Origin of the sequence: Mycobacterium sp. E802, assembly GCF_001666875.1 — a bacterium.
Lineage (GTDB): Bacteria > Actinomycetota > Actinomycetes > Mycobacteriales > Mycobacteriaceae > Mycobacterium.
In genome coordinates, this window is record NZ_LZJD01000016.1 from 1 (window position 1) to 1,317 (window position 1,317).

The following is a 1,317-nucleotide window of genomic DNA, read 5'->3' on the forward strand; positions in this document are numbered from 1 at the left end:
AACGTCGAGGTCAAAACCATTCTCGACGCGCTGGCATCCGAGAAATCAAGGCACTAAGGCAAATGACCCAACTCGGGCGGAATGCAAACCCGTGCTGGAGCGCTAAGGGGCGCATAGCCCTGTCCTGGCTGATGGTGTTTCGGTAACGTTTGCGAAAATACTTCACCCAGTACCACCGATGTTCTGCGCCGAATGTGACTTCGTTGTTTCCCTGGAATTGGCCACCATGCGTCCAAGGGGGAGTTTCGAATGCGCTTTGTGACAACCACGATCGCCATTGCCACCACCTGTGTCCTGGCCGCGGGCTGCGGCGGGAAAACCGAAGAACAAACGGCCGAGACGACGACCAACAACAAACCGATGATCACATCGTTTGCGCCGGTACCACTCACCCAGAAAATATTGCCCCGGTTGTTGCTGTCGCCGGAACAGATCGACGCGGCGATGGCGGCACAGGGAATGACGGTGGCGTCCACCGGTTCCGAAATGTCGGATGACAGTTCGACAATGGAGCCGCGCGAGTGCCTCGCCGTCGACGGTGCGGCGCAGGCGCTGACCTACGCCGACAGCGGGTTCACCGACATGCGGGAGGTGACGCTGCGGGACCCCGAAACCTCGGCGCATTACGCCCACCAGGCGGTGGTGTTGTTCGCCAACGCCGACCAGGCCAAGGCGTTCTATGACTCCTCGGCCAAGCAGTGGCCGGCGTGTAAGCACTACACCCACACGCAAACCGGCTCGCTGTGGGATGCCGATCCCATCACCGACGAGAACGGTGTGCTGAGCACGGTCGCCACCCAGTCAAACGCGAAGGAAGGTGGCTGGGCATGTGGCCGCGCGTTGACCGCGAACAACAATGTGGTGGTCGACGTCAATACGTGTAGCGCCAACCCCGCGGACTCTGCTGTCAAGATTGCTCAACAGATTTCCGCACGGGTTGACGCTCCACCGCAACGGCCGTAGGCGGAAAGTGTAAGGCGCTATACACCTTCCGCCGTGGTCAGAACCAAACTTTTCGCCCGCCCACGGGACGACCGACGGCTCCGAGAATCCACAGGATGATGCCGATCACCACGAGTATTCCGCCGATCGTATAAAGGATCGAGATACCGGCGAAATAGCCGATCAACAGAAGGATGATGCCGAGCACGATCATTGTCATTCCGATCGACGTAGGAACAGTATGGGTTTGTCGCCACCAGTAATTGCCACATCCGTCGATACTCAAACCACTATCTTCAGAAGGCAGGTGCGCCGGGCGGAGGTGGAGGCGGCGGCGCATGCCTGCTATCGCGCCGTTTCCTACGTGAGGGTCGC

2 protein-coding genes are annotated in these 1,317 nt (G+C 59.6%); one reads left to right on the forward strand and one right to left on the reverse strand.

Going from position 1 to position 1,317, the window contains the following annotated elements:
• The first annotated feature begins 249 nt into the window (after positions 1–249).
• Positions 250–963, forward strand: a complete 714-nt coding sequence (locus tag A5699_RS02860) for a sensor domain-containing protein (protein ID WP_067765073.1) — start codon at positions 250–252, stop codon at positions 961–963.
• Between the two features lie 37 nt (positions 964–1,000).
• Here A5699_RS02860 and A5699_RS29465 read toward each other — a convergent pair.
• On the reverse strand, positions 1,001–1,317 hold a 317-nt coding region (locus tag A5699_RS29465), incomplete at its 5' end, for a hypothetical protein (protein WP_231965545.1).

Excerpts from the sequence above, each read along its gene's own strand:
- A5699_RS02860 (WP_067765073.1), top strand. The coding sequence starts at position 250 with ATGCGCTTTGTGACAACCACGATCGCCATTGCCACCACCTGTGTCCTG.